The following is a 20788-nucleotide window of genomic DNA, read 5'->3' on the forward strand; positions in this document are numbered from 1 at the left end:
AACAGCAGCTCGAAATTTGGTACTATTCCTTCACATGCCCGACATAAGGCAGTTGGCGGAAGGAATGTCCAACATCCATGCCATAGCCGACAACGAAATAGTCGGGGCATTCGAAAGCAACAAAATCGGCATCAAGATCGACCTTGCGGCGCACGCTCTTATCAAGCAGCACAGCAATGCTGACGCTGCGCGCACCACGTTCAATCATCAGTTCCCGCACGAATTTGAGCGTCTTGCCTGATTCGAGAATGTCATCAATCAGCAGCACATCGCGATCTTTTACATCGCTATCTATATCGCGCAGCAAACGCACTTCCGTGCTGGTCGTGCCCTTGCCATAGCTGGAAACAGTGATGAATTCGACATCCGGTTCAACCCCTGCATCGTGCATGGCGCGAATAAGATCGGCTGCGAAGATAAAGGATCCCTTGAGGATCGAAATCGTCAGAAGATTGTGAAAATCGCGCTTGGCAATCTCCTTTGCAAGCGCGAGATTGCGCGCAGCAATTTCCTCCGGGCTGAAAAGCACGTCAATGGTTTTGCCGCCGACCTGAGGCATCTGCTGCGTCTCCTGATTTTTAAGCATAAAATTGCTTTGAAAGGCACGCTCTATACCATGCTTTCGCACAATTGCACCATTTGCCATTTGATTGATTTGATATAGCGTGAATCCCATGCACACAGACATCATCGAACTGCGCTCTTTTTACGATACGACGCTGGGTCATCTGACTGAGCGCTCAATCCGCATGGCGCTGGCAGCGCTCTGGGGACGTGTGCCGGGAGAGCGCCTTGTCGGCCTTGGCTATAGTCTGCCTTATCTCGACCGTTTCAGCGCGGACACCGAACGCAGCTTTGCTTTCATGCCAGCGGGTCAGGGCGCAATTGCATGGCCAAACCCGGAAAAATCGGCGACCGCGCTGGTTTTTGATGAAGAGCTGCCTTTGCCGGATTCCTCCATTGATCGCATCTTGATGGTTCATGCGCTGGAATATTCGGAAAATGCCGCTGAATCGCTCAAAGAAATGTGGCGCGTGCTCGCCCCCAATGGCAGGCTGGTGATCGTTGTTCCCAACCGGCGCGGCGTATGGGCACGTCTGGACCGCACCCCATTTGGCAGCGGTCGGCCTTACAGCCGCACCCAGCTTATAACCTTGCTGCGTGAAGCCAATTTCAGCGTCAACACGATCAGCAATGCGTTGCATTTTCCACCTGTCAAACGCCGCTGGATGATGCGCCCATGCATGGCGGTTGAAGGATTGGGACGCAAGTTCTGGCCGCTTTTTGCAGGCGTCCTGGTCGTGGAGGCACAAAAGCGGCTTTATCAGGGGCTGCCTGTTGCACAACGTTCATCACGCCGCGTCTTTGTGCCGGTTCTGGCGCCACAGGGAACACCGGTCAGTGGCATGAGAAAAACCACGATGCAAGAACCCAAAAAATAGCGTTGCACGCTTTGACAGCAAGGTTTTTCTCGACTTGAACGCTGCGGCGGTTTATGCCCGCTGCGTAACCTTAACATCAGTCCTTTTGGCGGAGCCAAAATCATGACCAATATGCAAAACCTCTCCCGTCCCCAGCCTAAAGCCGGTCTGCTCGACATTGCAGCCTATGTGCCAGGCAAGGAACATGTTGAAGGCGTAGCAAAGGTCTATAAGCTCTCCTCCAACGAGACCCCGATCGGTCCCAGCCCTCATGCGGTTGACGCCTATCGATATTGGGCCGATCATCTGGCGATATATCCCGACGGACAGGCACTTGTGCTGCGCGAAGCCATTGCTGAATCGCAGGGCCTGAACATCGGCAATATCATGTGTGGCAATGGCTCAGATGAGTTGCTCGGCCTTCTCTGCCAGACCTATCTGGCACCGGGTGATGAAGCCATCATCACCCAGCATGGCTTTGCCGTTTATAAAATCCAGACGCTTGGCGCAGGCGCAACGCCTGTGACAGTGAAAGAAAAAGACGAGCGTCTTGATGTCGATGCGATCCTCGCTGGCGTTACAGAACACACAAAAATGGTCTTCATCGCCAATCCTGCCAACCCGACCGGCACCTATCTGCCGTTTGAGGAAGTGCGCCGCCTGCATGCCGGCCTGCCGAAACATGTCGTGCTGGTTCTTGATGGAGCCTATGCCGAATATGTGCGCCGCAACGATTATGAATCCGGCCTTGAACTGGTATCGTCAAACGAAAACGTCGTCATGACGCGCACCTTTTCGAAGATTCACGGCCTGCCGGGCCTGCGGATTGGCTGGATGTATGCGCCCTTGCACATCATTGATGCGGTCAATCGTATCCGTGGCCCCTTCAACATGAATTCGGCAGCCATTGCTGCGGGTGCAGCAGCAATCCGCGATCGCGCTCATGTGGAAAAATCGGCCGAATTCAACGAAAAATGGCGGTCATGGCTGGTTGAAGAATTCACAAAGCTTGGTCTTCGTGTCACCCCGTCAGTGACCAACTTTCTGCTGGTCCATTTCCCGGACGATGCCGAACATTCGGCAGACAAGGCAGATGCGTATCTTTCGAAGCGCGGCTACATCCTGCGACGCGTTGGCAGCTACGGCTTTCCCAATGCATTGCGCATGAGCATCGGCACGGAAGAGGCCAATCGCGGCGTTATAGCCGCTCTCACTGAGTTTTTAAAATAGAGCAATGTCTACAACCCATTTTGAGAAAATCGCGCTTATTGGCATCGGCCTTATTGGCTCGTCGCTGGCGCGCATCATCCGTCGTGAGGGACTGGCCAATCATATCGCCATTGCCACACGCAGTGCCGAAACACTCAAACGCGCCGAGGAGCTAAACCTCGGCGACAGCTACTTTACTGACAGTGCAGCAGCCGTCAAAGACGCTGATCTTGTGATCATCTCGGTGCCGGTGGGGTCGTCCGGCACCGTTGCAAAACAGATTTCAGCACATCTGAAGCCCGGTGCCATTGTCACCGACGTCGGCTCGACAAAGGCATCGGTAATTGCGCAGATGCAGCCGGAATTGCCCGGCAACGTCCACTTCATTCCGGGCCACCCGCTGGCCGGAACGGAATATTCGGGGCCCGATGCGGGTTTTGCAGAGCTGTTCACCAATCGCTGGTGCATTCTCACGCCCCTGCCTGACACGGACCAAACGGCCATCGATAAGCTTTCCGCCTTCTGGACGGCCTGCGGCTCGCGCCTTGACCAGATGGACCCGCAGCACCACGATCTGGTGCTGGCCATCGTCTCGCACCTGCCGCATATCATCGCCTATAACATCGTTGGCACAGCCAGCGATCTGGAACAGGTCACAAAATCGGAAGTCATCAAATATTCAGCTTCCGGTTTCCGTGATTTCACACGTCTGGCGTCATCCGATCCGACCATGTGGCGCGATGTCTGCCTGCATAACAAGGATGCAATCCTTGAAATGCTGGCGCGCTTTTCGGAAGATCTTGCATCGCTGCAACGCTCGATCCGCTGGGGCGATGGCGACGCACTCTTCGACCTCTTCACGCGCACGCGTGCTATTCGTCGCAGCATCATCGATGCAGGTCAGGAAGTCGACGCGCCAAACTTCGGCCGTCAGGCAGCGAACCCGCCAAAAGGCTAAGGCTACAGACTGGGCAACCGGCCAAGCGGAATAAATCCGGCACTGGCTTTTCCCTTGCGAACGGCAATCTCGATAACGGGATTGCCGTTTTCGTCTTTCGGCATGGCAGAAAGAGCAAACAGAACAGTCGCGATATTGCCGCCCTGCTCCGGGAAAACCGTCTGTCCAGCCTGCGCAAAGGATTGGGGATTGATCATCGTAACCTTAAGGTCCGCATCAATCTCCCCTTCCATATCGATCGAAAACGGTCCTGAAACCGAAAGCATGGCACCATTGGGCATCGATAAGAATGCCTGATTGATCAAGCCGCTATGGCCGCGCATGCGCTCATTGAACGGCGACGGGCTGGGAGCCAGGAATGTTGCGGCATTGGCAACTTCCATATCGACCAGACCATCAATTTCGGGGCTTTTGGCATTGCCAATAACGGATGGCTCAAGCTTCAGCGCCGCAAAACGTCCATTGATCTTAAGCTGGTCATCTTCGCTGCTCATGCGGAAATTCATCTGCTCAAGCTTGCTGATCTGTTCCGTTTTCGTGGTTTCGGTTCGCAAGCCGACCTGCACATCGCGCGCATTCAACTCGATCTCGGTCGGGAAGGGTCGTTCAAGACGCGTGTTGGAGGTGAATGTATTCCAGTTGACTTCAAGCGGCTTGATACCGGGAAACTCGACAAAGGCCGGACCAGTCAGTGCATTGCTGAGCGAATACGGCGCATAGACCGGTGAACCGGACGTAAAGCGACCGGCACGCAATGACATGCCTTCAGAGGGCTTCTGCCATGAGACGCTGGAGCAAATCACATTCACGCGCAACGGATAGCCGCCCATATGCAGATCTTCGCAATGCACGCCGACACCCTGCGAAGCAAGCTTGGCCATATCGGCCTTGGCGCGCGCTTCAATCTTGCCTGCCACATAGAACCAGCCTGCCGTATAGGCAGCAACCAGCACAAGGACGATAACCGCAATCGTGATTGGGCGCTTTCTGGATTTCTTGTATTCAATTCCAGCATGCACCATCGAAAAAGCCCCGTTTCATCATAAGTATCGGACGTATCGGAACACGTCACCAATACGCATAAACGATTATATCTGTTTCTGTTCCCGCCAAGTGGTGTTCATATTATGGCAGGAATGAGTCATGCAAAGTTTCGCCGAATAAAAAAGAGCTATATCCTGAGAATCCCGATAAAAACTCGCCATAATAGAACATATATTGATGTCCATCATGACAATGCAGACCGACGAACAACGAATGAACGATTTCTGGGTATTTGGTTACGGCTCATTGATGTGGAGGCCGGGCTTTGCGCATGTGGAAACCATGCGTGCACGCCTGCATGGTTATCGTCGCAGCCTGTGCATCTATTCACACGTCCATCGCGGAACACCAGACCATCCCGGCCTTGTGCTGGGACTGGATGCAGGAGGGTCGTGCCTTGGCATCGCTTTCCGTGTTCCGGGCGATATGACGGAGGAAGTTATGGTTTATTTGCGCGAACGCGAAATGTCGAACAACGTCTATCATGAAAAATGGCTTGGCCTGCGCCTTGCTGATGGTCGCGACGTGAAAGCCGTAACCTATGTTGCAGACCGCCGTCATACCCAATATGCGGGATCACTCACAGCGCAGGATGCGGCAGCAATCGTCGCCACGGCGCGTGGCGAATCCGGCGCCAATGTCGATTATGTTGCAAACACGCTCGAACACCTGCGCAATATGCGTGTACGCGATCCGGCGCTGGAGCATGTGACAGACCTTGTGCGCCAAAACATTGAAAACCATAAGCGTGATGAGCGCTGATTGTTATTTTCTACGACAAGTTCAGATTTCGAAGGAGCAGGCCATAGTCCCGGACTGAAAATTTGAACTGAACGATGCCTCAACCCTTGTTCTCGCCCAATGCAACCGCTACATCTCGGCAGGCTTTCAAGGAGACTATTTTTATGATCGCATTTTTTCGCACCATTGATTTGGCGCTCGATATCTACACGTGGATCATCATCGCAAGCGCCGTTTTCTCATGGCTCTATGCGTTCAACGTGGTCAATTCTTCCAATCGGTTTGTCGCATCCATCGGTGAATTTCTTTACAAAGTCACCGAACCGGTTCTGCGCCCAATCCGCAATATCCTGCCCAATCTCGGTGGCATCGATATTTCACCGGTCGTGCTTTTGCTGATTATCTTCTTCATCCGCCAGTTTATGTGGACGACGCTGCTTCCGGCCCTTCTGTAAGAGGCCGACAACGTACCCAGCCAACTAAAACGCCCGGACTTTCATCCGGGCGTTTTTGTTTAAAACATATAAGAGAGATTACTTGCCCTTGGCGCGTTCAATCGCTTCAACGATGAACTTGCGCGCGTAATCTTCATCACCCCAGTCACCGATCTTCACCCACTTGCCAGGTTCCAGATCCTTATAGTGCTCGAAGAAATGCGCGATCTGCTTGAGCGTGATTTCCGGAAGATCGGAGTAATCATGCACCTTTGCATAACGCTGCGTGAGGTTTGGCGAAGGAACGGCAATAATCTTCTCGTCCTTGCCGGAATTGTCTTCCATGACCAGAACGCCGATTGGGCGAACATTGATCACGCAACCAGGGATCAAGGGACGGGTATTGCAAACCAGAACGTCGATCGGGTCGCCATCTTCCGAAAGCGTGTGCGGCACGAAGCCGTAATTGCCCGGATAGGTCATAGGCGTATAGAGGAAACGGTCCACAATCAGGGCGCCAGCCTTCTTGTCCATCTCGTACTTGATCGGCTGTCCGCCGACCGGCACTTCGATGATCACGTTGACGTCTTCTGGCGGATTGTTGCCGATGGAGATAGCATCAATATTCATGATGGGTCCTTTCGTGTCGCGCTCTGATAACGGGTTTCATGATTGCGTGCAAGAAAAACGAAAGTTCAACAAAACGCGGCGAATTGTCGTTCTCGTCAGACGAAACAGAGCGGATGGGGATGATTGGGTTGTTGTGAGGATTATTCACCAAGCTCTTTAAGCCGCTGAACGGCTGTCGGTGGCATCGGCGGAGCATTTGCGTCACGGCTTGCTGCGACCAGAAGGTCATCGCAGGCGTTTTCCGTCGTCTCGATCAATCGACGCAGGAATTCTTCTTTCTCAAGCCCTGCCGGGATCAGCGGCAGGACGCGACAACGAATGGTTCCCGGAAAACGCAGGAATTTACGGCGCGGCCAATAAAGTCCGGCATTATGCGCAATCGGCAGAACCGGAAGGTTGAGCGCTTCATAAAGATGCACAATGCCGTATTTGTATTGCGGCGGCGCACCGGGCGAGCGACGCGTCCCTTCAGGATAGATAAGAATCTGGCGGTCCTCAGCGATCGCCTTCTGAGCCCCCTTGGTGATGGAATGCAGCGCTTTCACGCGTGACCCGCGGTCAACGGGGATCATCTCCATCTTGGCAACATACCAGCCAAACAGCGGTATGCGCATAAGCTCACGCTTGAGAATGAGCACCGGATCGTCAAGCTGCGGCAAAAAAGCATACGTATCCCACGCCGACTGATGCTTGGGCGCTACAATATAAGCACCGTGCGGAATATTCTCGAGGCCTTCGATGACATAATCGGTGCCAGCGATATATTTCTGCAGCCACAGATTGACCCGTGCCCAAAGTTTGGGAACGATCCACGCCTTCTTGCGTGGGAGCAAAAAATAGAACGGCGTATAAAGGATCATCTGCAGCAAAGTGCAGATGTAAAACGCCAGATTGAATAAGACGGAGCGCAGATAGAGAAGCATCGTATCGGCGAGAACCTTTAGAGCATGTCCAGCAAAAGTGCGTAGCGGTTTTGCAGAGGAGAATGCGTAAAAACAAAAAGCTTTCCCATGAAAGCTGCGGAAACCGATATATCAGGAAGTTTTGGATTTTCCATCAGGAAATCCCGCGACACAATGTTCAATTCTGTATCAGCCAAACAGCCTATCCAAGATCTTCGCTCCACCCACACGCATGGCTGCTCCGAGATATTTCACATATTCAATGAACAGAACCCGCAGCGTGTCGCCCTCGGCAACCCAGCTATGGGGGCGACTTTCGGTATTGACGACCGGATAAGGAACAAATTCCACATCCTGCATACGATAGGACATTTCAAGAATGCTGCGCGGGATATGGTAATTATTGGTGACCACGATGACGCGATGATAATTGTTGTTGCGAATCCAGCGCTCGCTCTGCGTTGCATTGCCCACCGTGTTGAGTGCGGACCGGTCGAGATCAACACAGCAATCAAACAGGCTCTGGTCGAATTGCGTGGCACGCTGCAAGGATTTTTCAGTGGTCGATGGATGCACGCCGCTGATCAGCAAGCGCTTGCCCTGCTTTTCTTTGAGAAGGTCAAGCGCTGCCTTTATGCGTGACTGACCGCCTGTCAAAACCACAATGGCATCAGCCGATTCTGCTATCACCGGTGATTGCATGCTGGTGACTTTCTCACTGAAGGCAACAAAGCCGATCAGGAAGGCAACAAGAGCCAGAAAAAGAACAATGGAAACCGGCTGAAGTCGTCGAAATACACGCATCAGGACTGACCACAAAAATTTACCCACCACAGGCGCAAGAGCCGGTGGTGCATCCGTTGTATGGCTGCGGCGCCACACCACAACACCCGTTGCCGAATCACGGGCAACAGCGCCGGAATGGCTTTTTGCGTCTCTGCCTGCCTCTGCATCTGTACTTTCTGGATACCCTGCCAATGCCGTCTTCTGAAAGTCGCGTGTATTTCGCTTGTTATCATAACCATCATTGCGGCGATAACTCGGAAACTTACCGGAAATTCGCATCTTCCGGCCGCTACTGGCAAAAAAGACAGTCATTCGGCACGCACCCCCGGACCGTCCATCGTGGCAAGCTGACGAACAACCGTCAAACGACTGGTCAGCATGGTCAGCACACTCACCAGAAGGATGATCGCACCCACGCCAATATAGCCATCGCGGCCAATGGCGAAATTGCCAAACATCGCCGCTGCCTGATCACCGGCAGGTGTCGCTATCTGCCGGGATGCCCACCATGAAAACACAAGGAAAACCAGCATCGCGGCCATTCCGCCAAACAGCGCGCCTTTCAGGGCTGTGCGGAAAAAATGCCATTCAAACTCACGCGCAACGAATTTCGATTCGGCACCGATGAAATGCAGAACTTCGATAATATGCCCATTGCCGGACATGGCACCGCGGGTTGCAAAGATAACCGTCAGCACTGTCGCCGCAATCACCAGCGACAACACACCGGTCCCGATCAGCACTGTGGTGTTGGCCATCGAAACCAGCCTGTCGACCCATGTGCGATGATCGTCAAAACTCGCACTTGGAATGGCGCGGGTGATTTCCGCCCGCATGGTTTCAAAATCCGGTGGTGAATTTTCGTCAATCGTCACGACAACCAGACGCGGCACTGGCAATTCATCGATATTGAGTCCGCTGCCAAGCCAGGGCTCAAGCAGACGCGCCGTCGCATCCTTGTCGATGATACCTGTGCTTTTCACCCCGGCAAAACCGCGCGCGATGGTGCTTGCATCCTGAAGCGCCTTTTCCATATCAAGACCATCGACTGGGCGGATCTGAATGGTCGCCTCCCGCGCAATCTGGCTTTGCCATTGCGCAGCCGACGCGCGCACCAGCGTGACACCGCCAAGGGTGAGACAGGCAAGGAAGGTCATGATCGCAATCACCGCAACCAGCGCCGTGCCAGTTACGCTTCCATCGGGTACAATGGGGCTTGGCCCCTGACGCTTTCTGCGTTTACCGATGCGCACCAGCAGCATATCCTTGAGATCCTCAAAGCGTATGCGCACATCATCCATCATTTTGCGGAAAGCATTGAGGCGGTGTCTGCCAGCATCAGTCATAAATATCGAGCCGCCCATGTTCGAGAATCATGCGCCGCGCATTGACCTGTTCCATCAGGGAAAGATCGTGCGTTGCGATGATGACCGCAGTTCCGGAGCGGTTAAGCTCGGTGAAAAGCCGCAACAAACGCTTGGCGAGCGGCGGATCAACATTGCCGGTCGGCTCATCCGCCAGCAGCAGTTCCGGCTGATCAATCAGCGCGCGTGCAATCGCTGCACGCTGTTTTTCACCACCCGAAAGAACAGGCGGCAGCACGTTCATCCGGTCACCAAGCCCGACCCAGTGCAGAAGTTCTTCCACCTCATGACGATAGGTCGCTTCCTCCTTGCCACGCACACGCAACGGCAACGCAACATTCTCATAGGTTGTCATATGGTCGAGAAGACGGAAATCCTGAAATACAATACCGATGCGTCGACGAAGAAGAGGCACCTGCTTGTGATCAAGACGCGCAACATCCTTGCCAAAAATATTGATAAGCCCGCGCGTTGGTTTCAGCGCCATGAACAGCAGGCGCAGCAAAGAGGTCTTACCGGCACCCGAAGGTCCGGTCAGAAACTGGAAGGAACGCGGCGGAATATGGAAACTGACATCCTTGAGGATCTCTGGCCCCATGCCATATCTCAGGCCGACATTCTCGAAACGTATCACCGCTGTGCTTCTCTAAATTGTCCGCATACTGATAAGGCTGCGGATGAAATCGATATCAGAATGACCTTTAACCTCCATGGTTAATGTGAGGTTAATTTGAAGTGAATTCGGGCAGAATCATCTATAAAAATTGCGCGCGCATTGTGTTTTTATAATGCAGAACATTCAGGCAAATATGCGGACAGGCGCAACAGAACATGATGCGCCAAAGCCTGCATCGGCTTTAAGCACATCCCAACGCGTCAAATCTGCAAAAAGACTTATTCCCAGCAGCCGAGATGGCGACCTTTAAGATTATGGGCATCGATGTCCGTTGCAAGACGAGCATCTTCGCGCAGAAGGACCATGGCCGTTCGCTGCTTGAGATCGATCCGCTGCCAACCGGCACATTCTGTCGGCATGGCAGGCCTGCTGTCGATCCGAACGGTTTCAGACCATGCCGAGGCGGCACAACCTGACACAACCGCACCCAGGGCAATAACCATCACGGATTGCAGAATCAATCTGCATGTTCGTGCCTCAGATTGAATATTCAAGGCTGGCAACTCCCTCTAATGCCCACGAAACACCCGCTTTGCAAAATACATTTTCATCGCAATCAGCTGCATGAAAATCACTTATAGCGTGTGTGCACGCACCCCCGCAATATGCAACACACGCGATCACAGCGATTTAAATTAAGGCCGTAAAATGGCCAATTTAAGGGCTGTTCAGGGCTATTTTTCACGATTTACGCTATTAACAGCGATTTCTAATATAAATGAAATTCAGTCCGTAACTTACTATCGCCCCTTCAATATAAACGGACGCTAATAAACTATAATAAAAACATAACACATTTTATGTACCAAAAAATTTGGATATATATTTATAGATATGAATCACATTGGCATTTATCACTGCAACAACACAGGGGCTTCCATGTTGAACAAACTGTCTGCGGAATTTTTTGGAACGCTCTGGCTCGTCTTCGGCGGTTGCGGCAGCGCAATCTTCGCGGCAGCCTATCCCGAACTCGGCATTGGCTTTGCGGGCGTCGCTCTTGCATTCGGTCTCACCGTGCTGACAATGGCTTATGCTGTGGGAGGCATTTCCGGCGGCCACTTCAATCCGGCCGTATCGCTCGGCCTTATGGTCGCAGGGCGCTTTCCGGCCAAAGACCTCATCCCATACTGGATCGCACAGATTTTGGGCGGCGTGGTTGCGGCAACCATTCTCTACCTGATCGCAACCGGCAAAAGCGGTTTCACGGTCGGTGGCTTTGCATCCAATGGTTATGGCGAACTTTCACCCGGCGGCTACAGCCTCACATCGGCACTGATTGCCGAGACCGTTTTGACGGCATTTTTCCTGATCGTCATTCTGGGTTCGACGTCTTCATCAGCCCCATCGGGATTTGCGCCGATTGCCATCGGTCTGTCTTTGACGCTGATCCATCTTGTGTCGATCCCGATCAGCAATACGTCGGTTAATCCAGCCCGTTCATCAGCCGCAGCGCTGTTTGCTGAAACCGGCGCAATCAATCAGCTCTGGCTGTTCTGGGTCGCACCGCTGATTGGCGCAGCCATCGGTGCAATCATCTGGAAAGGCCTGCTCGGCAAGGACTGATCAGTCCCCTGACAAATCTGTCCCGAAAACCAGCCTCTTCGGGACAGATATCAGAGCAGTTACGGCAAATGCGCAAAGTGCGGAGCAATCCGCGCACGAAAACGTTGTATCAGGCCTGAGGCGCAGCTTTGTTTCCAGCCTGAACCTGCGCTTCAATCTGGTCGCGATCCTCGGCCTTGATGCCGATAAGCTCCGCCACACGCCACATCACATCCACCTCAACTTCGCTGGCAACACCGTCCGCATAGACGATGTTCCACATCAGCGCGATGAAATCGAGACGCGCCTGATAGTCGAGATGGCGTTTGAGAACAGAGGTGAAATCCGACAGGCTGATTGATTCCTGATCGGCTTCTTCGGCAGCACGAATGAGCTGTTTGAGTGCATCGCCCTTCAAACCATATTTCTGCGAAAGCATGGTCGAAAGCTTGGCGCGCTCCACTTCACGCGCATCCCCATCCGCATCCATGATGTGAAACATCAGTGCAGCGGCAGCCAGTCTTGGATCATCCTCGGAAAATTTCTCGCCGCGCTCTCGCAAACCATTGCCCGGCAACTCTTTTAAAAAATCCAGCAGACGATCGAACATTCACCCTCACTACAGGAACAGTTTCGACAAAATAGCGCATCCCGAAAAACGTGAAACGCTCTTTAGAAGCATTGAAACTAGCGAGATGGTTGCAAGGCACAAGACGGCAAAGCGCCTTGGCTGCGTTTCAGCAGCGCAAGGCGGTACAAGCGTGGTGTTTGAGCAACAATATTGGGGTCAGAAGAGGCGCAAACCATTGTTCTGGCTCTTCTGAGCGGCCTTGTTTTCATCCACACCGGGATCGTCAACAACAATATGACCGGGGCGTTTCTTGTTGTCATCTTCGATGTCGGGGTCAGCAACATCCAGAACGGCTGGCTTCTCAACCTGCTTAATTTCAGGCTTAACCGGCTCCGGCTTTATCTTCACCGGTTCCGCATCCGGCACAACAACTTCCGCCTCAACCACATCTTCGAATTTCGGCTTTAGCGCATGTTTCTCAACCGGAACGATTGCCTTGCTTTCTGGGCTGCTGTCAGCAACAGCCTCAGCGATTTCCGGCTTTTCCACTTCAATCACCGGCGAAAGGTGCTCGACTGGCACTTTCCATTCAAAGCTATTCAGGCGACCTGTGAGCGGAGACACCGGTGACCATTGCTCAGACACATAGCCGTCTGCCGTCCACGCCGGATCACGCGGCGCTTTAACCGCCTGCGCAAGCCACTGCCGCACCTTGCCCTGATCGCCCGTTTCGGCCTCTTCAATATCTGCAAGCAACAGATAAGCGCTTTCGCGCGGCGCGCCGCGCAAGACCTGTTCGGCATTCTCACGCGCCAAGCGATACTCACCCGCCTCATAGGCGGCACGCGCCAGCGCAAGGCTGCCCTCCGCGTTGTTGGAGCGTAGCGCCACCAGATGCTTTGCCCGTTTCAGGCGATCCTGAACCGTGTCGCCGGCCCGGCCATAAACATAAGTCGAAGCAATATCGGGATGCGGCGAACGCTTCCATGCCGCTTCGAGAATTTTAGAGCCCTTGCGCACTTCGCCATCGGCAAACAGCGCACGCGCTGCAACAACCGCCGCAGGCACCAGATCAGGAGCCAGCTTGTTGGCTTCAAGTGCATTCGCCTTGGCTTGTGCATGGTCGACATCGATACTCGCCATGGCCTTTGCCGTGAGAAGCGCTGCACGCTCCTTTTTCACCACGTCTTTTCCATGCGCCAATGCCTGCTTGCGCGCATCAACGAGCTTCAAGGCACCATCCCAATCGCCATCCGAGCAAAGCTGCCCCATGACAGCAGACGATGCCCACTCAAGCTGCGGCGCTTCTTTGACGGCTTCCGCCGCATAATGACGAGCGGCCTCACGCGCACCGACTCGTTGCGCTTCGATATAAAGGCCCCTCAAGCCCAAAAGCCTGGTTTCCGGGTCCTCAATCATCGCTTCAAAGCCCTTGCGGGCGTCATCCGTGCGCCCTTCCAGCATGGCCGTCTGGGCTTCAAGAAGCTTGATCAGCGGTTCCTGATCGGAATTGAGCAGCTTCGCTGCTTGCTTCGTCATGCGGCGCGCAGCTTCCGCATCCCCGGCGCCAGCGGCGATCAGCCCGGTCGAAAGCGACTGATAACCCCGATCACGGGTGCGCGCACGAAAATGCCGGCGCAGTGTGTAGGGTGACTGGATAATGCTTTTGATCAGCCACCAAAGGATTAAAATTGCAGCAACAAGTGCCACAACACCGGCAGCAGCGGTAATCAGCGGCACATTGTAATGATTGCCTGCAAAGGTGACATCAAGTTCGCCGGGACGATCCGCAAGCCACGAAAAGCCAAATCCCAGAACAACAACGATAGCGAAGTAAAGAATCACACGCAGCATGGACGCCTCCCTAATTTGGCGCCGGAGCGTCTGTTGCGGTCTTTGGCTTGAGGCTTTCGCTCACAAGACGCTGGATGAGCGCGTCGGCATCACGCCGTGCCTTCATCTGGCCTGCAAATTCTTCCGAAACAGCCTTGGCATCGGCAGGCAACTGCTCCCATTCCGAAACCGCACGCTCAAGATCACCAGCCTGTAGTGCTGCTTCCATACGCGCCGTTATCGGCCCGACACCTGTTCCGCTGACATTACCGGCGACAGGGCGCACACTGACAAGCCCTTTGGCGCTGGCAACCAGCTGATCCCAGATCCCCGCATCGGCAGGCAGCTTGTTTTCCGTGGCGATGATCGTGTTGGCAACAGGCCCAAACCATGCATTGAGATCGGCAATCGTCGGCACGCCTTTGTCGGCAAAAGCCGCCAAATCTTCAACGGATGTGCCCTGCGGAGCAACCGATGTAAAGGTATCAAGCTCGGCCCTGAACGATCCGCCGCGATCAATCGCTGTCTTCAACGCATTGGCTGCAATCAATACCGATGCATCGGGTTGGCGTGCGCTTTCACTCACTTTGTCCTGAAGCGATACAAGCTTTTGTTCAAGGTTCGAAATCGTGCCGCTATTGCCGGAAACGCCCGCCGCGGCCTGATCGGCTTGATTCTTCGCGTGACTGAGCTGCTGCTCAAGCGATGCAAGCCGTTCGGTCAAAGCTGAAACATCGGCGGAAACCGCCGTGCTCTCGCCTGCCTTTGGCAAGGCCGCAATCTGCTGCTGAACCTCCGTCAGGCTTCCGGCAACGGCTTCCGCCTTGATCTCAGCCGCTTCGACATTCTTCTGCAAATCGGCAAGCTGAGTTTTGCTTGCAGCATCGAGCGGCGCAGGCACTGGATTGCTGCGCAAATCTGCAATCTGCTGCTCAATATGCGCAAGCTGCTCTGCCGTCACACGCGCGCCCGGCGAAGGCACGACATTGCCCCATTGCAATCCGAGCAATCCGGCCAGCGCAATCACACCACCCGCAACACTCGCCAGAAGATAGGCACCGGTCGATCCGGATTTCTTTTCATTCACAGGCGGCACCGATGCGCCAGAACGGGGCATATCTTTCGATACGTCCGGCTTAACACCTGCGGTAAAGGGCGGCTTTTCCACTTGGGGCCCTGTTTTTGAGGCTTCTGGTTTTGGAGCGCTCCCAAGCTTGGGATCGGCTTTCTGAGAAAAATCCCCGACAGGTTCGGCTTTGGGTGTCGCTTGAGCCGTCTTGTCTTCATCGACGCGTTTAACATCTGACGGATCAAGATTGATCGTCACAGGCTTGGTTGCCGGTTTGGAATGTCGCGGAGTGCCGGATTTCGCCATGGGTCCTCTCGTATTCGCCTATCAGGTGCTTCAGAGCTTATCAGATAAAATCGTCAGATGAAGGAAGGTTGCCCGGAAAAGAGTCAAAGTTTGGAAAACAAACGAAAAATACCACGCTCATCCGGATGATCGGCAACAAGCCGCCTCGCCTGCCATTCCTCTGGCAGCATACGGCCAACACGTTCAGAAATACAGAAAAACCGGGTTTCAGCATCCAACTGCGCATGAAATTGCAACTGAAATTTCTGCATTATTTCCACAAAACGCTGTGCAGCAACTGCGGAGTAGAGCAGCACCGCGACAAATGGACCGTCCTTGAAAAGCGCACTGATTTCATTGGCTGAATAATCAATTGCCTCAATATCATAGACATCACAGACCTCCATATTGAGCCCGGCCTCTGAAACCCTGTCCTCAAATATGGACTGGCGCACACGACCGGCAAGATAAAGAAGTCTGGCACTTTTCGGCAGGCGCCCGGCAAGCGTTGCAGCCAGATGCACCGCATCACCACCGCCTTCGATCACAGTCTGAAAGCCCGCGTCCTGCGCTGCCCTTGCTGTGCCTTCGCCCACCGCAAACAAGGGCAATGCCTTCAACGATTCAAGATATTCGGTGGGAACATGCCGAAAGGCATTGGCGCTCGTCACTGCCAGCGCATCGAAAGCCTCATTCTTGATTGAAAATTCAAGCGCGATGGTCCGGCTTACAGGCAGCAAAACCGGCGAAAAGCCAAGATCAGCAAGCTTTGCCGCCGTCACTGACGCCGACGGTTCCGGCCGTGTGATCAAAACACGACCGCCGGTCACTGCGTTTCGCTTTTGCGCCAATGTTACTCCCAGCCCTCGAAAAACTGTGGGCCTGCTTGCGCACGCACACGCTTGGCGGCATCTGAGCCAAGCTCGGCTGCGTCCGAAGCCAAACCTTCTGCCGTGACCTCATGCGCGGCACGGCCATCCGGTGTCAGGATCAAGCCACGGAACGAGACCTTATCCCCCTCAACACGTGCAAGACCGGCAATCGGCGTGCGGCATGAGCCATCAAGTGTTGCCAGAAACGCGCGTTCACAGGCCAGCGCCACATGTGTGTCGTGATGCGCCAAAGGCTTTAGCAGCGCGTCGATCTTCTCATCACCAATGCGGCTTTCAATGCCAATTGCCCCCTGTCCCGGTGCTGGCAGGAAGATTAAAGGGTCCAGCAGATCAGTGATCACGTCGGCGAGATCAAGACGCGTCAAACCGGCACAGGCCAGGAATGTGCCGTCCACTTCGCCTTCTTCAAGCTTACGCAGACGTGTCTGGACATTGCCGCGAAACATCACCACCTGAAGGTCAGGACGCAGGCGTTTGATCATTGCCTGACGGCGCAGCGACGACGAGCCGACGATAGCGCCCTGCGGCAGATCGAGAAACCGTTTTGAGGTGCGGCCAACAAAAGCATCGCGCGGATCTTCGCGCTCAAGAAATGTGGAAAGATGAAGACCTTCCGGCAGAACAGTCGGCATGTCCTTGGTGGAATGCACAGCCAGATCAATGCGACCCTCTTTGAGTGCGGCTTCGATCTCTTCGGTAAAAAGCCCCTTGCCGCCCACCTGCGACAGCGGACGATCTTGAATGCGATCCCCCGCAGTAGACATCGGCACGATTTCGATGGCATCTTCATCAAGACCATGCGCGGCGATCAGACGCGAGCGCGTTTCATAAGCCTGCGCAAGCGCAAGCTTGCTGCCTCTGGTGCCAATCTTCAAGGATGCTGTTTGCATATCGCGCCGTCCATGATACCGGGTTTCTCAAATATTTTAAGTAAGATTACGAGATAGACAGGGTCTAACCGCAAATGCGCATTCTTGGAATAGAGACAAGTTGCGACGAAACAGCCGCCGCCATCGTTGAACGGGACGATAGCGGCAAAGGGCATATTTTGTCCAATGTCGTGCTCAGCCAGATCGCCGAACATGAACCTTATGGTGGCGTGGTGCCCGAAATCGCTGCGCGCGCCCATGTCGAGGCGCTCGACCGGCTGGTCGAACGCGCGCTCAAAGACGCCAATCTCAAGCTCGATGAAGTGGACGCAATCGCTGCGACTGCCGGTCCCGGCCTGATCGGCGGGCTGATTGTCGGCCTGATGACCGCCAAGGCCATAGCCATGGCTGCAAACAAGCCCTTTTATGCGGTCAATCATCTGGAAGGCCATGCGCTGACTGCGCGACTGACGGATGATCTTCCATTTCCTTATCTGCTGCTGCTGGTGTCCGGTGGTCACACGCAGATGGTTCTGGTGCGCGGCCTTGGTGATTATGAACGCCTTGGCACGACCATCGACGATGCACTGGGCGAGGCTTTCGACAAAACTGCCAAGCTGCTCGGCCTGCCCTATCCCGGCGGACCGGCTGTTGAACGCATGGCGTTACAGGGCGACCCCAAGCGTTTTGCGCTGCCAAGACCGCTCAAAGGCGAAGCCCGGCTCGACTTCTCGTTTTCCGGACTCAAAACCGCTGTGCGCCAGACGGCAACAGAACTTAGCCCCTTGTCCGATCAGGATGTTTCAGACATCTGCGCCTCGTTTCAGGATGCGGTTGCCGATACATTGTCGGATCGGGTGAAGCGGTCGCTGGAGCGTTTTAAGCTGGAGTTCCCGGATTGCGAAACACCATCGCTGATCGTGGCGGGCGGCGTTGCGGCCAACAAGACCTTGCGCGCCTCGCTTGAAAAGCTGTGCGCAAAGCACGGTTTCAGTTTCATTGCCCCCCCACTCAATCTCTGTACCGACAATGCGGCGATGATCGCCTGGGCAGGTGCTGAGCGTGCTGCAACCAAAGGCCCTGATTCGCTCAATCTCGCGCCGCGCTCACGCTGGCCGCTGGATGAAAAATCAGCACCCGTGTTCGGCACCGGACGCCGCGGAGCAAAAGCATGAGTAAGCGCGCAAAAATTGCCGTTCTGGGCGGTGGCGCATGGGGCACGGCATTGGCAAGCATGGCAGCCACAGGCAACCATGCCACATGGCTTTATGCCCGTGATGCCAAAACGGTTGACCATATAAACACCCAGCGCCGCAACCCTGCTTATCTTGGCGAGATCGAACTGCCGCACGGTATTCGCGCCAGCACGGATGCGCAGGCTGTGCTTGAAAATGCCGATGCAATCCTCGCCGTCATTCCGGCACAGTCCATGCGCAAAGGTCTTCTGGAATTGAGCCGTCTCATTCCGCAATCGGCGCCCGTCATTTTATGCGCCAAGGGCATTGAGCGCGACACCGGCCGGCTGATGTCAGAAGTTGTGGCCGACGTTCTGCCCGATCATCAAATCGCAGCCCTTTCCGGCCCAAGCTTTGCCACCGACGTGGCGCGCGGCCTGCCAACGGCTGTAACCATTGCCTGCGAAAATGCCGCCATTGCCGATCAATTGGCAGCAACGCTCTCCGGCCCCGCATTCCGCTGTTATTCGACCACCGATCTCAAGGGCGTTGAAATCGGTGGCGCACTGAAAAATGTGCTGGCTCTCGCAGCAGGGGCGGCCATCGGGCGTGGCTATGGTGCGAGTGCTCAGGCAGCACTTGTCACACGCGGCTTTGCCGAACTGCGCCGTGTAGCACTTGCCATGGGCGCAAAGCCTGAAACCATCATGGGCCTCTCCGGCCTTGGCGATCTGATGCTGACCTGTTCGTCATCGCAGTCACGCAATTATTCTTACGGACTGGCTTTGGGACGTAGCGAAGACCTCACCAACCGCCCCCTGGCGGAAGGTGTTGCAACAGCTCCCATCGCAGCCGAACTTTGCAGAAAATATAGTGTTCCAGCCCCGATCATCACGGCGGTTGCAGCCCTTCTTGCAGGAAAAACAACGATTGATGAAGCTGTGACGGCTCTTCTTAACCGACCACTCAAGACCGAGGATTAAACATGCTTTTTGCTCTTCTGTGCAACGACAAGCCTGACCATCTGCAAGTACGCCTTGATACGCGCCCGGCGCATCTCGACTATCTCAAGGGCCTTGGTGATACGCTGAAGTTCGCAGGTCCTTTCCTCGGCGAAGACGGCAAGCCAAATGGCAGCCTCGTCGTGGTTGAAGCAGCCTCAAAGGCAGAAGCCGAAAAGATCGGCGCCAATGACCCTTACGCACTGGCCGGTCTTTTTGCTGATGTGAGCGTGCGCCCGTGGAACTGGGCCATCAACAATCCTGCAAACGCTTGAAGGTAGAATAATGGCTTACTGGCTGTTCAAGTCCGAACCGTTCAAATGGTCATGGGAAATGCAGAAAGCCCGTGGTGAACAAGGCGAGCAGTGGGACGGTGTGCGCAACTATCTCGCACGCAACAACATGCGCGCCATGAAGCTCGGCGACAAAGGCTTTTTTTATCATTCCAACGAAGGTCTGGAAGTGGTCGGCATTGTCGAAGTCTGCGCCCTTTCGCATCCTGACAGCACCACGGACGATCCGCGCTGGGATTGTGTGGATATCAAGGCCGTGCGCGACATGCCAAAACCTGTCACGCTCAAGGATGTAAAAGCCAATCCAAAGCTCGAAAAAATGGCGCTCGTCACCTCGATGCGTCTTTCGGTGCAACCAGTGACAGAAGACGAGTGGATTGAAGTCTGCCGTATGGGTGGACTGGATGCCAAAGACATCTGATGCTTGATCCGGCACAAAAAAGCACGCGCGATTTCATACTGGCCAATACCGGCCTGCAAGCGCCACCGCATGTGCCGGAAATCAGCCTCTATCTGGCCGATGAAGCCCACGACCTCTGGCATAAAACCGAGGAAGAACTGGCAACCATCGGCCTGCCGCCGCCCTTCTGGGCTTTTGCATGGGCAGGCGGTCAGGGTGTTGCACGCTATATTCTCGATCATCCGAAGGCAGTTGCAGGCAAAACCGTGCTGGATTTCGCATCCGGCTCGGGTCTCGTCGCCATTAGCGCGATGAAGGCGGGCGCAAAAAGCGTTACCGCATCCGATATTGATCCCTTTGCGCTACCGGCAATCGAAATCAACGCGGCTGCAAACAGCGTTGCCATTACCCCGACACTCACCGACCTGATCGATCGGGATCATGGCTGGGAGGTCGTACTTGCGGGCGATGTGTTCTATGAAAAGCCACTCGCAGATCGTCTGATTCCGTGGTTTTCAAAGCTTGCTGCACGTGGTGCCCGCATCATCGTCGGCGATCCGGGCCGCGCCTATCTTCCCAAACAGCGGCTTGAGCAGCTTGCCGTCTATACGGTGCCTGTCACACGCGCTCTTGAAGATGCAGAGGTCAAGCGCACAACCGTCTGGACATTCTTATAGCGCTTGTCGATG

The 20788-nt window shown here is 54.6% G+C and carries 24 protein-coding genes; 11 read left to right on the top strand and 13 right to left on the bottom strand.

From position 1 onward, the window contains the following. Positions 1-22: 22 nt before the first annotated feature. The gene (gene hpt, locus ABE527_RS12675) at positions 23-559 is read right to left on the bottom strand and encodes a hypoxanthine phosphoribosyltransferase (RefSeq protein WP_265982324.1); all 537 of its coding nucleotides are present in this window, start codon (positions 557-559) and stop codon (positions 23-25) included. Between the two features lie 115 nt (positions 560-674). Between hpt and ABE527_RS12680 the strand changes: the two genes are divergently transcribed. The 3 genes from ABE527_RS12680 to ABE527_RS12690 all read left to right on the top strand — a co-directional run bounded on the left by ABE527_RS12680 (position 675) and on the right by ABE527_RS12690 (position 3588). After that, positions 675-1442, top strand: coding sequence for a class I SAM-dependent methyltransferase (locus tag ABE527_RS12680; protein WP_499697132.1), 768 nt, complete (start codon positions 675-677; stop codon positions 1440-1442). 102 nt (positions 1443-1544) lie between these two features. Beyond that, a complete protein-coding gene (gene hisC, locus ABE527_RS12685; protein ID WP_499694739.1) occupies positions 1545-2651 on the top strand; it encodes a histidinol-phosphate transaminase in 1107 nt (368 codons plus the stop codon). 4 nt (positions 2652-2655) lie between these two features. Further along, entirely contained in the window at positions 2656-3588 is a 933-nt protein-coding gene (locus tag ABE527_RS12690; protein WP_265982327.1) for a prephenate/arogenate dehydrogenase family protein, read from the top strand. A gap of 2 nt (positions 3589-3590) precedes the next feature. Here the strand turns inward: ABE527_RS12690 and ABE527_RS12695 are convergent, their stop codons facing one another. After that, the gene (locus ABE527_RS12695; RefSeq protein WP_499697133.1) at positions 3591-4610 is read right to left on the bottom strand and encodes a DUF2125 domain-containing protein; all 1020 of its coding nucleotides are present in this window, start codon (positions 4608-4610) and stop codon (positions 3591-3593) included. Positions 4611-4824: 214 nt separating this feature from the next. Between ABE527_RS12695 and ABE527_RS12700 the strand changes: the two genes are divergently transcribed. Both ABE527_RS12700 and ABE527_RS12705 read left to right on the top strand, forming a co-directional pair. Beyond that, positions 4825-5394 carry a gamma-glutamylcyclotransferase gene (locus ABE527_RS12700; protein ID WP_499694802.1) on the top strand — a complete coding sequence of 190 codons (570 nt, stop codon included), beginning with the start codon at positions 4825-4827 and terminating at the stop codon, positions 5392-5394. Between the two features lie 143 nt (positions 5395-5537). Then, positions 5538-5828: a YggT family protein gene (locus tag ABE527_RS12705; RefSeq protein WP_265982329.1), complete on the top strand. Its 291-nt coding sequence runs from the start codon at positions 5538-5540 to the stop codon at positions 5826-5828. Between the two features lie 78 nt (positions 5829-5906). Here the strand turns inward: ABE527_RS12705 and ppa are convergent, their stop codons facing one another. The 6 genes from ppa to ABE527_RS12735 form a co-directional block, all read right to left on the bottom strand. Then, the gene (ppa, locus tag ABE527_RS12710; RefSeq protein WP_024898574.1) at positions 5907-6437 is read right to left on the bottom strand and encodes an inorganic diphosphatase; all 531 of its coding nucleotides are present in this window, start codon (positions 6435-6437) and stop codon (positions 5907-5909) included. A 140-nt stretch (positions 6438-6577) separates the two neighbouring features. After that, positions 6578-7360, bottom strand: coding sequence for a lysophospholipid acyltransferase family protein (locus tag ABE527_RS12715; protein WP_499697134.1), 783 nt, complete (start codon positions 7358-7360; stop codon positions 6578-6580). A gap of 168 nt (positions 7361-7528) precedes the next feature. Continuing rightward, complete coding sequence (locus ABE527_RS12720; protein WP_499697135.1) at positions 7529-8437, bottom strand: YdcF family protein; 909 nt, start codon at positions 8435-8437, stop codon at positions 7529-7531. After that, positions 8434-9429, bottom strand: coding sequence for a cell division protein FtsX (locus ABE527_RS12725; protein ID WP_265983797.1), 996 nt, complete (start codon positions 9427-9429; stop codon positions 8434-8436). The genes ABE527_RS12720 and ABE527_RS12725 overlap by 4 nt, the downstream gene beginning before the upstream one ends. Before the next feature lie 34 nt (positions 9430-9463). Beyond that, the gene (gene ftsE / locus ABE527_RS12730) at positions 9464-10087 is read right to left on the bottom strand and encodes a cell division ATP-binding protein FtsE (protein ID WP_265983798.1); all 624 of its coding nucleotides are present in this window, start codon (positions 10085-10087) and stop codon (positions 9464-9466) included. A gap of 296 nt (positions 10088-10383) precedes the next feature. Next, positions 10384-10659, bottom strand: coding sequence for a hypothetical protein (locus tag ABE527_RS12735; RefSeq protein WP_499694742.1), 276 nt, complete (start codon positions 10657-10659; stop codon positions 10384-10386). 385 nt (positions 10660-11044) lie between these two features. On the opposite strand from ABE527_RS12735, the gene aqpZ reads away from it, so the two are divergent. Further along, positions 11045-11731, top strand: coding sequence for an aquaporin Z (gene aqpZ, locus ABE527_RS12740; RefSeq protein WP_499697136.1), 687 nt, complete (start codon positions 11045-11047; stop codon positions 11729-11731). Between the two features lie 109 nt (positions 11732-11840). Here the strand turns inward: aqpZ and ABE527_RS12745 are convergent, their stop codons facing one another. From ABE527_RS12745 to hemC, 5 genes are all read right to left on the bottom strand, one after another. After that, entirely contained in the window at positions 11841-12320 is a 480-nt protein-coding gene (locus tag ABE527_RS12745) for a tellurite resistance TerB family protein (RefSeq protein ID WP_265982333.1), read from the bottom strand. A 177-nt stretch (positions 12321-12497) separates the two neighbouring features. Beyond that, complete coding sequence (locus ABE527_RS12750; protein ID WP_499697137.1) at positions 12498-14135, bottom strand: heme biosynthesis protein HemY; 1638 nt, start codon at positions 14133-14135, stop codon at positions 12498-12500. A 10-nt stretch (positions 14136-14145) separates the two neighbouring features. Next, positions 14146-15489 carry a COG4223 family protein gene (locus ABE527_RS12755; protein ID WP_499697138.1) on the bottom strand — a complete coding sequence of 448 codons (1344 nt, stop codon included), beginning with the start codon at positions 15487-15489 and terminating at the stop codon, positions 14146-14148. Positions 15490-15572: 83 nt separating this feature from the next. After that, a complete protein-coding gene (locus ABE527_RS12760) occupies positions 15573-16319 on the bottom strand; it encodes a uroporphyrinogen-III synthase (RefSeq protein WP_499697139.1) in 747 nt (248 codons plus the stop codon). Positions 16320-16321: 2 nt separating this feature from the next. Continuing rightward, on the bottom strand, positions 16322-17251 hold the full coding sequence (hemC, locus tag ABE527_RS12765; protein WP_499697140.1) for a hydroxymethylbilane synthase: 930 nt from the start codon (positions 17249-17251) through the stop codon (positions 16322-16324). Positions 17252-17325: 74 nt separating this feature from the next. On the opposite strand from hemC, the gene tsaD reads away from it, so the two are divergent. From tsaD to ABE527_RS12790, 5 genes are read left to right on the top strand one after another with little or no spacing between them, the layout of a single operon-like run. Beyond that, complete coding sequence (tsaD, locus tag ABE527_RS12770; RefSeq protein ID WP_499697141.1) at positions 17326-18405, top strand: tRNA (adenosine(37)-N6)-threonylcarbamoyltransferase complex transferase subunit TsaD; 1080 nt, start codon at positions 17326-17328, stop codon at positions 18403-18405. Beyond that, positions 18402-19388 (top strand): NAD(P)H-dependent glycerol-3-phosphate dehydrogenase, encoded by a 987-nt coding sequence (locus ABE527_RS12775; RefSeq protein ID WP_499697142.1) that lies wholly within the window; start codon positions 18402-18404, stop codon positions 19386-19388. Before tsaD ends, ABE527_RS12775 begins: the two co-directional genes overlap by 4 nt. A 2-nt stretch (positions 19389-19390) precedes the next feature. Beyond that, positions 19391-19681 (top strand): YciI-like protein, encoded by a 291-nt coding sequence (locus tag ABE527_RS12780; RefSeq protein WP_265982342.1) that lies wholly within the window; start codon positions 19391-19393, stop codon positions 19679-19681. A 10-nt stretch (positions 19682-19691) separates the two neighbouring features. After that, positions 19692-20120, top strand: coding sequence for an EVE domain-containing protein (locus tag ABE527_RS12785; RefSeq protein WP_265982343.1), 429 nt, complete (start codon positions 19692-19694; stop codon positions 20118-20120). Continuing rightward, a complete protein-coding gene (locus ABE527_RS12790; protein WP_265982344.1) occupies positions 20120-20776 on the top strand; it encodes a class I SAM-dependent methyltransferase in 657 nt (218 codons plus the stop codon). The genes ABE527_RS12785 and ABE527_RS12790 overlap by 1 nt, the downstream gene beginning before the upstream one ends. Positions 20777-20788 lie beyond the last annotated feature (12 nt).

It is taken from the genome of Brucella sp. TWI432 (genome assembly GCF_039674445.1).
Taxonomy (GTDB): Bacteria; Pseudomonadota; Alphaproteobacteria; order Rhizobiales; family Rhizobiaceae; genus Brucella; species Brucella chromiisoli.

What these genes read in the sequence shown, in the direction of transcription:
- hpt (WP_265982324.1), bottom strand. Translation starts at nt 559, where the DNA reads ATGCCTCAGGTCGGCGGCAAAACCATTGACGTGCTTTTCAGCCCGGAG.
- ABE527_RS12680 (WP_499697132.1), top strand. Translation starts at nt 675, where the DNA reads ATGCACACAGACATCATCGAACTGCGCTCTTTTTACGATACGACGCTG.
- hisC (WP_499694739.1), top strand. Translation starts at nt 1,545, where the DNA reads ATGACCAATATGCAAAACCTCTCCCGTCCCCAGCCTAAAGCCGGTCTG.
- ABE527_RS12690 (WP_265982327.1), top strand. Translation starts at nt 2,656, where the DNA reads ATGTCTACAACCCATTTTGAGAAAATCGCGCTTATTGGCATCGGCCTT.
- ABE527_RS12695 (WP_499697133.1), bottom strand. Translation starts at nt 4,610, where the DNA reads ATGGTGCATGCTGGAATTGAATACAAGAAATCCAGAAAGCGCCCAATC.
- ABE527_RS12700 (WP_499694802.1), top strand. Translation starts at nt 4,825, where the DNA reads ATGCAGACCGACGAACAACGAATGAACGATTTCTGGGTATTTGGTTAC.
- ABE527_RS12705 (WP_265982329.1), top strand. Translation starts at nt 5,538, where the DNA reads ATGATCGCATTTTTTCGCACCATTGATTTGGCGCTCGATATCTACACG.
- ppa (WP_024898574.1), bottom strand. Translation starts at nt 6,437, where the DNA reads ATGAATATTGATGCTATCTCCATCGGCAACAATCCGCCAGAAGACGTC.
- ABE527_RS12715 (WP_499697134.1), bottom strand. Translation starts at nt 7,360, where the DNA reads ATGCTTCTCTATCTGCGCTCCGTCTTATTCAATCTGGCGTTTTACATC.
- ABE527_RS12720 (WP_499697135.1), bottom strand. Translation starts at nt 8,437, where the DNA reads ATGACTGTCTTTTTTGCCAGTAGCGGCCGGAAGATGCGAATTTCCGGT.
- ABE527_RS12725 (WP_265983797.1), bottom strand. Translation starts at nt 9,429, where the DNA reads ATGATGGATGATGTGCGCATACGCTTTGAGGATCTCAAGGATATGCTG.
- ftsE (WP_265983798.1), bottom strand. Translation starts at nt 10,087, where the DNA reads ATGGGGCCAGAGATCCTCAAGGATGTCAGTTTCCATATTCCGCCGCGT.
- aqpZ (WP_499697136.1), top strand. Translation starts at nt 11,045, where the DNA reads ATGTTGAACAAACTGTCTGCGGAATTTTTTGGAACGCTCTGGCTCGTC.
- ABE527_RS12745 (WP_265982333.1), bottom strand. Translation starts at nt 12,320, where the DNA reads ATGTTCGATCGTCTGCTGGATTTTTTAAAAGAGTTGCCGGGCAATGGT.
- ABE527_RS12750 (WP_499697137.1), bottom strand. Translation starts at nt 14,135, where the DNA reads ATGCTGCGTGTGATTCTTTACTTCGCTATCGTTGTTGTTCTGGGATTT.
- ABE527_RS12755 (WP_499697138.1), bottom strand. Translation starts at nt 15,489, where the DNA reads ATGGCGAAATCCGGCACTCCGCGACATTCCAAACCGGCAACCAAGCCT.
- hemC (WP_499697140.1), bottom strand. Translation starts at nt 17,251, where the DNA reads ATGCAAACAGCATCCTTGAAGATTGGCACCAGAGGCAGCAAGCTTGCG.
- tsaD (WP_499697141.1), top strand. Translation starts at nt 17,326, where the DNA reads ATGCGCATTCTTGGAATAGAGACAAGTTGCGACGAAACAGCCGCCGCC.
- ABE527_RS12775 (WP_499697142.1), top strand. Translation starts at nt 18,402, where the DNA reads ATGAGTAAGCGCGCAAAAATTGCCGTTCTGGGCGGTGGCGCATGGGGC.
- ABE527_RS12780 (WP_265982342.1), top strand. Translation starts at nt 19,391, where the DNA reads ATGCTTTTTGCTCTTCTGTGCAACGACAAGCCTGACCATCTGCAAGTA.
- ABE527_RS12785 (WP_265982343.1), top strand. Translation starts at nt 19,692, where the DNA reads ATGGCTTACTGGCTGTTCAAGTCCGAACCGTTCAAATGGTCATGGGAA.
- ABE527_RS12790 (WP_265982344.1), top strand. Translation starts at nt 20,120, where the DNA reads ATGCTTGATCCGGCACAAAAAAGCACGCGCGATTTCATACTGGCCAAT.